Genomic DNA, 6,133 nt, shown 5'->3' on the forward strand with positions numbered 1-6,133 from the left:
GCTACACCGGTAATACGGGCGGACACTTGCTAGGATGAGGCCGTCAGCAGCAGCTGACTGAACAATCAGGCCTTTACGACCCAGGAGATGTACGCATGAGCGTTCCGCCCGAGTCCGTCGTACCGCCGCCGTCGAGCGGCCCTGCCGTGCCGCCGTCCGATACCCCTAGCGTGCAGGAGCGCCAGTGGGCGATGTTCGCCCATCTGTCTGCACTGCTCGGCCTCATCGTCACCGGCCATTGGTTTGGCTGGGGATGCTTCCTCGGGCCGCTGATCATCTGGCTGGTGAAGAAGGACAGCATGCCCTTCGTCAACGACCAGGGCAAAGAGGCGCTGAACTTCAACATCACCGTGGCCATCGTGTTCTTTGCACTGTTCGTGCTCACCTTGATCACGCTGGGCCTTGGCGTGCTGATTGCCGTCCCTGTGGGCATCGTGGTCGGCGTGGCGTGGCTGGTGTTCACCATCATTGCCGCCATCCGGGCGAATGAGGGCGTGCGCTATCGCTACCCGTTCACCTTGCGGCTGATCAGCTGAGCCTGCAAGAAAAAGGCGACCCTCGGGTCGCCTTTTTCGTTTCAGTGCAAGCCCACGTAGGTGCGTTTGAAGCCCACCGGCTGCTCCAGCGTGGGCACCTTCCAGGCGCCGGTCACCATCATCTGTTTGCCGTCGTCCGACATGGCCCAGGTCTGGTCGAGCTGGGTGCCGTCGGCGTAGCGGATAGTCACCACCAGTTGGCCACTCATGATCTGGCCGCGCACCATCGCGTTGCCGTTGAGCGACTGACGGGCCACGCCGTCCAGCTTGCCGGTGAGCTGATCGCCGTTGCTCAGGTGCACCTGAAAAGTCTTGGCATCCTGCTGCACCAGCAGCACCGAGTCGGTCTGCAGCATCGGCGGCATCGGGTAGGTCGCCGTCGCAATCGGATCTTTGTCGGAAGTCGACGCCGGTTTGCTGTCGCCGCTATCGCCTCGGTGGCCGTGACCACCGCCGCCCATGCCGCCTCCATGGCCGCCACCGCCCATCCCGCCGCCACCCATGCCACCGCCGCCCATGCCGCCACCACCGCGGTGCCCACCGCCGTGCGAGCCGGCAGGCGACGCACTGGATGACGACGAGGCGGGCGCTGAGGACTGCTGGCGCGCCGCGAGCTCCTTGCGCGCTTCCACGCGCATCGCGTTGGTCAGGCCATCCGCGCTATCGCTGTTGCGATCATCCAGGCGCCAGGCGCCGGAAAAATCGGTGGACTGCGCCGCCATCGCGGTGCCGGCTGCCAGCACGAGCGTGGCGCCGAGCCAGCGGCTGCGAAAAAAGCGGGGTAATGGCATCGGGTCGGCGCAGTCTGGGATTCAACACGCAGGAACGTTCGAGCCTGGCGACTGTTGACGCGTCGTCGGCAGCGCGCCGGTGAGCGAACTCTCAGCGCAGGCGCGCGGCGGCGTACCGGGCCAGTTCTTCCAGCAAGCCGGCGCGTTCGCCGAATGGCGCGATGGCGTCGAGTGCATCCTGGGTGAGTCGTGCCAAATGCTCGCGCGACGCTTCCATACCGATGATCGAAGGGAAGGTCGGCTTGTCGGCGGCCGCGTCCTTGCCGGCGGTCTTGCCGAGCACGGCCGATTCGCCTTCCACGTCGAGGATGTCGTCGCGCACCTGGAAGGCCAGGCCCACGGCATGGCCGTAACGATCGAGCGCCAGGAGATCGTCGTCCGAGGCCCCGGCAGCCAGGCCGCCCAGGCGCACGGCCGCCCGAATCAGCGCGCCGGTCTTGCAGGCGTGCATGAACTCCAGTTCCGTGAGCGTGAGCTTGCGCCCCACCGCGGCCAGATCCAGCGCCTGGCCACCGGCCATGCCGTCGGCACCGCAGGCGCGGCCGAGCACGCGCAGCATCTCCACGCAGCGCGCAGGCGATACGCCAAGGTCCACGTCGTGGGCCAGCAGCTCGAACGCCAGGGCCTGCAGCGCATCGCCGGCCAGGATGGCCATCGCCTCGCCAAACACGATGTGGCAGGTGGGACGGCCGCGACGCATGGCGTCGTCGTCCATCGCCGGCAGGTCGTCATGCACCAGCGAATAGGCGTGGATCAGTTCGACCGCCACTGCGGGAGCATCCAGGCGCGAACCTGTTTCGCCGAACGCATGGCCAGCCGCATAGACCAGCAGCGGGCGCAGGCGCTTGCCGCCACCGAGCACGGCGTAACGCATCGCCCGATGCAACTCGATGGGGGCGGTGTCTTCCGGCGGGAGGGAACGGACGAGCGCCTCTTCGGCGCGGGCGATCAGCGACTTGAGCTGGGCGCCAAGCTCGGAGCTCTCAGAGCTCGGGTTCAAAAGGTTCGGCTGTGTCTGGGGCATCGGGGTCGAGCAGCATCCGTACGCGCAACTCGGCATTTTCCAATGCCTGCTGGCAATGGCGATAGAGGCCGATGCCACGTTCGAAGGAGGACAGGGATTCGTCCAGGCTCAATTCACCGCCCTCCATACGCGCAACCAACTGCTCGAGTTCGTCCAGCGAGTGTTCGAAATCGGCGGCGGGGGCGACGGGGACGGATGCTGACTTGGCCATGGCCCGCAAAGCTAGCGCAGGGGCGGTGCGGAATCAATCGCAACAACGCTCAGTAGGCCGGTTGCCATAGGGGCCGCGCCTCGCCGAACACGGCTACGCCATGGGCGCTCAGCCAGCGGTCGCCCACCCCGATCAGCTCGTCTCCTGCGTAAAGCATGGGGCAGGCCAGCCGACGCCATGGCGGCATGCCGCCCTGCTGGAACAGGTCGCGCAGTTCGCGGGTGTGCGCATCGCCCGCCGGACGCAGCTGCTCGCCACCACGGCGCAGGCGGATGCTGATTGACGCGTCCAGCTGACCGGGCGGATCAAGCCGCAGGCTGCCGCCATCGGGCAGGGCCAGCGGCTCGCCGTGCCAGTGGGCACTCCATTGCGGATCGATCACCGGCTGCGGCGGCAGCGCCCACAGGCGTCCACGCCACACATGCACCTCGGCGCCTGGCCAGCGGATGCAGGGCAGCTGGCCGTCGCGGGCGCCGCACTGGCGTTCGATCTGCTCGCGCTGGGCCGTGGTGGGCGCGGTGAGTCCGCGCGCGTGCAGCCAGTCGTCCAGCAGTGGATGACGCAGCGCGGGCGAAAGCGCGAGCCAGCCGTGGGCGTCGAGGCTGCCGTTGGTGGTGTCCAGCAAGCGTGCCTGCTCGCTGCGCCACTGCCGTTCCAGCGTTTCGGTGGCGGCACGGTGGAGGCTGGCGCTGTGCACGATGGAATCCACCGCTTGCGGCCAATGCTGAGTGAGGCGCGGCAGGATCTCGTGGCGAAGAAAATTGCGCGAGAGGCGAGCATCATGGTTCGACGGATCGTCGATGCAGGGCAGTTCGTGCTGCGCCACGTAGCGACGCAGTTCGTCGCGCGACGTGTCCAGCAGCGGACGCCACAGCAGGCCTTCGCCAAGACGACGCGTGGCGCGCATGCCGCCAAGTCCTTCCGGGCCGGCGCCACGGAGCAACTTCAGCAGGACCGTTTCAGCTTGATCATCACGATGGTGCGCCAGCAACAGTCGTTCGCCTTTTTGCAGCGAGGCGGCGAACGCGCGATAACGCGCATCGCGCGCTGCCGCCTCCAGGCCATAGCCGCGTGCATGATCGACGTGGACGCGCAACACCAGGCAGGGCACACCCCACTCGCGCGCCATCTGTTTGCAGCGTTCGGCCCATGTCGCGCTGTCCGCATGCAAGCCGTGGTCGATATGCAGGGCGCGCAGCTCACGCGCGTTTGCTTCCGGCAATTGGGCCAGCGCATGCAGCAACGCGGTGGAATCGGGGCCGCCGCTGTACGCAACGCACAGTTGTCCTTGCGGTTGCTGCTGCAAGGCGTGACGAAGCGTGTCGACCAGCTTATTCACGAGCGGCCGTCTTCTTGCCCTTGTTGCGCACGTAGATCACCTTGGGGCGTCCTTCGCCGGGGCTGCGGCGATCCAGTTCGAACAGCGTGGTGGCGGCAATCAATTCGCTCAGCTTGTTGTAGCCATAGCTGCGGGCGTCGAAGTTCGGACGTTGCTTGGTGATGATGGAACCCACGCCGCCTAGTGCGGCCCAGCCGTCGTCGTCCGAGGCCGCTTCCAGGGCATTGCGCAACAGGTTCACCAGGCTGGAATCCTGCTTGAGCTGGGCGGCGGTGCGCGGCTTGAGCGGCTGCTCTTCATCGGGTTTGCCGACGATGATGTCGGTGTAGATGAACTTGTCGCAGGCCGCCACAAACGGATCAGGCGTCTTGCGTTCGCCGAAGCCATAAACGATCAGTCCCGATTCGCGGATGCGCGCGGCCAGGCGGGTGAAGTCGCTGTCGCTGGAGACGATGCAGAAGCCATCGAAGCGCCCCGAATAGAGCAAGTCCATCGCATCGATGATCATCGCCGAGTCGGTGGCGTTCTTGCCGCTGGTATAGCCGAACTGCTGGATCGGCTGGATCGACTGGGTGAGCAGTTGCTCTTTCCAGCTCTTCAAATGATTGGACGTCCAATCGCCATACGCCCGCTTGACGTGCGCGGTGCCGTACTTGGCCACTTCGGCGAGCAATGGCTCAGCAATCGCCGGCTGCGCGTTGTCGGCGTCGATCAGGACGGCGAGCTTGCTGGTGGGTTCGTTGGCCATGGACGCGATTCCGGGCGACGTTGGCACGGATGGTAGCGCGCTGGGGCGACGATGGTATTTCTATGTAGGAGCGCACTTGTGCGCGACCGGCTACGGGGCGCAGAGCGGTCGCGCACAAGTGCGCTCCTACACGGGTATGGCGCTGGTTATTCGATGTACGCGCCGTAGCCGCGCAGACGCTTGTAGCGCAGATCCATCAGATCCTTGACCGGCAGCGCTTCAAGCTCGTCGAGCTGGTTGAGCAGCACAGCCTTCAGGCGCACCGCCATCGAGTGCGGGTTGCGATGGGCGCCGCCCAGCGGTTCGCGCACGACCTTGTCGACCAGGCCCAGCTCGAGCAGGCGCGGCGCGGTGAGGCCCAGGGCTTCGGCCGCGTCGCGGGCTTTCTCGGCGCTCTTCCACAGGATGGACGCGCAGCCTTCCGGCGAGATCACCGAATACGTGGAGTACTGCAGCATGATCGTGCGGTCGCCCACGCCGATGGCCAGCGCGCCGCCCGAGCCGCCTTCACCGATCACCGTGCAGATGATGGGCGTCTTCAGATCGGCCATTTCCAGCAGGTTGCGGGCGATGGCTTCGGACTGGCCGCGCTCTTCGGCGCCGACGCCGGGGTAGGCTCCCGGGGTGTCGATCAGGGTGATCAGGGGCAGGCCGAAACGCTCGGCCATCTTCATCAGGCGCAGCGCCTTGCGGTAACCCTCAGGGCGCGGCATGCCGAAATTGCGGCGCACCTTGCCCTTGGTATCGCGCGCCTTCTGGTGACCAATGATCATCACCGAGCGGCCGTTGATGCGGCCCAGGCCACCCACGATGGCGGCGTCGTCGGAGTAGGCGCGGTCGCCGGCCAGCTCATGGAACTCGTCGCACATCACGCTGATGTAATCGAGCGTGTAAGGACGACCCGGATGGCGCGACAGCTGAGTCACCTGCCAGGGCGTGAGGTTGCGGAAGATCTCGTTGGTCTTGAGCTTCAGCTTCTCGCGCAGGCGTGCGACTTCTTCGTCGATGTTGAACGCCTGCCCGTGACTGGCATGACGAAGCTCTTCAATCTTCGCGTCCAGCTCGGCGATGGGTTGTTCGAAATCGAGGAAGTTGGGATTCATTCGGTGCAGTTCATGACACGGAAGCGCGCAAGTATACCGGTCCGCGGAATTTCGCGGGAACGGGGGCGTATGGGGTTAGGAATTGGTGAAGGGCGGCTTGGATGTGGCTTGGATGTGACGGTGAGGCTAGATTGGCCCCTCACCCCAACCCTCTCCCCGACTGGGAGAGGGAGAAGTGATGTACGTCGCGAAAACCAGCAAACCAGGGGCAATGCGAAGCGAGCCTCCGCTCTAAGTCCTCAGCGATTCGGGCGCGTTGCGCAGCGCTTGGAAGTATCCCCTGTGTACCCTCGGAGGTTGTCCCATCAGGACGCGCCTCGAGCGTTCGGGCTTATCCCAACACGATGCTGCGGGCGTTATCAGGCCATTTTCTTTGGGTTA

7 protein-coding genes are annotated in these 6,133 nt (G+C 65.6%); 1 reads left to right on the plus strand and 6 read right to left on the minus strand.

What is annotated here, in order from left to right:
* Nucleotides 1-95: 95 nt before the first annotated feature.
* Nucleotides 96-536: a DUF4870 domain-containing protein gene (locus AB4Y82_RS20230; RefSeq protein WP_441605453.1), complete on the plus strand. Its 441-nt coding sequence runs from the start codon at nucleotides 96-98 to the stop codon at nucleotides 534-536.
* A 41-nt stretch (nucleotides 537-577) separates the two neighbouring features.
* Here the strand turns inward: AB4Y82_RS20230 and AB4Y82_RS20235 are convergent, their stop codons facing one another.
* The 6 genes from AB4Y82_RS20235 to AB4Y82_RS20260 form a co-directional block, all read right to left on the minus strand.
* On the minus strand, nucleotides 578-1,327 hold the full coding sequence (locus AB4Y82_RS20235; protein WP_441605454.1) for a hypothetical protein: 750 nt from the start codon (nucleotides 1,325-1,327) through the stop codon (nucleotides 578-580).
* A gap of 91 nt (nucleotides 1,328-1,418) precedes the next feature.
* Nucleotides 1,419-2,351 carry a polyprenyl synthetase family protein gene (locus tag AB4Y82_RS20240; protein ID WP_441605455.1) on the minus strand — a complete coding sequence of 311 codons (933 nt, stop codon included), beginning with the start codon at nucleotides 2,349-2,351 and terminating at the stop codon, nucleotides 1,419-1,421.
* Nucleotides 2,311-2,562, minus strand: coding sequence for an exodeoxyribonuclease VII small subunit (locus AB4Y82_RS20245; RefSeq protein ID WP_354013004.1), 252 nt, complete (start codon nucleotides 2,560-2,562; stop codon nucleotides 2,311-2,313). The genes AB4Y82_RS20240 and AB4Y82_RS20245 overlap by 41 nt, the downstream gene beginning before the upstream one ends.
* Before the next feature lie 49 nt (nucleotides 2,563-2,611).
* Complete coding sequence (gene tilS / locus AB4Y82_RS20250; protein ID WP_441605456.1) at nucleotides 2,612-3,901, minus strand: tRNA lysidine(34) synthetase TilS; 1,290 nt, start codon at nucleotides 3,899-3,901, stop codon at nucleotides 2,612-2,614.
* Complete coding sequence (locus tag AB4Y82_RS20255; RefSeq protein WP_441605457.1) at nucleotides 3,894-4,649, minus strand: NYN domain-containing protein; 756 nt, start codon at nucleotides 4,647-4,649, stop codon at nucleotides 3,894-3,896. The genes tilS and AB4Y82_RS20255 overlap by 8 nt, the downstream gene beginning before the upstream one ends.
* A 146-nt stretch (nucleotides 4,650-4,795) precedes the next feature.
* Complete coding sequence (locus AB4Y82_RS20260; protein ID WP_441605458.1) at nucleotides 4,796-5,752, minus strand: acetyl-CoA carboxylase carboxyltransferase subunit alpha; 957 nt, start codon at nucleotides 5,750-5,752, stop codon at nucleotides 4,796-4,798.
* Nucleotides 5,753-6,133 lie beyond the last annotated feature (381 nt).

Source organism: Dyella sp. 2YAF14, assembly GCF_052114725.1.
Lineage (GTDB): Bacteria > Pseudomonadota > Gammaproteobacteria > Xanthomonadales > Rhodanobacteraceae > Dyella.

Excerpts from the sequence above, each read along its gene's own strand:
- AB4Y82_RS20235 (WP_441605454.1), bottom strand. The coding sequence starts at position 1,327 with ATGCCATTACCCCGCTTTTTTCGCAGCCGCTGGCTCGGCGCCACGCTC.
- AB4Y82_RS20245 (WP_354013004.1), bottom strand. The coding sequence starts at position 2,562 with ATGGCCAAGTCAGCATCCGTCCCCGTCGCCCCCGCCGCCGATTTCGAA.
- AB4Y82_RS20230 (WP_441605453.1), top strand. The coding sequence starts at position 96 with ATGAGCGTTCCGCCCGAGTCCGTCGTACCGCCGCCGTCGAGCGGCCCT.
- AB4Y82_RS20255 (WP_441605457.1), bottom strand. The coding sequence starts at position 4,649 with ATGGCCAACGAACCCACCAGCAAGCTCGCCGTCCTGATCGACGCCGAC.
- AB4Y82_RS20260 (WP_441605458.1), bottom strand. The coding sequence starts at position 5,752 with ATGAATCCCAACTTCCTCGATTTCGAACAACCCATCGCCGAGCTGGAC.
- AB4Y82_RS20240 (WP_441605455.1), bottom strand. The coding sequence starts at position 2,351 with ATGCCCCAGACACAGCCGAACCTTTTGAACCCGAGCTCTGAGAGCTCC.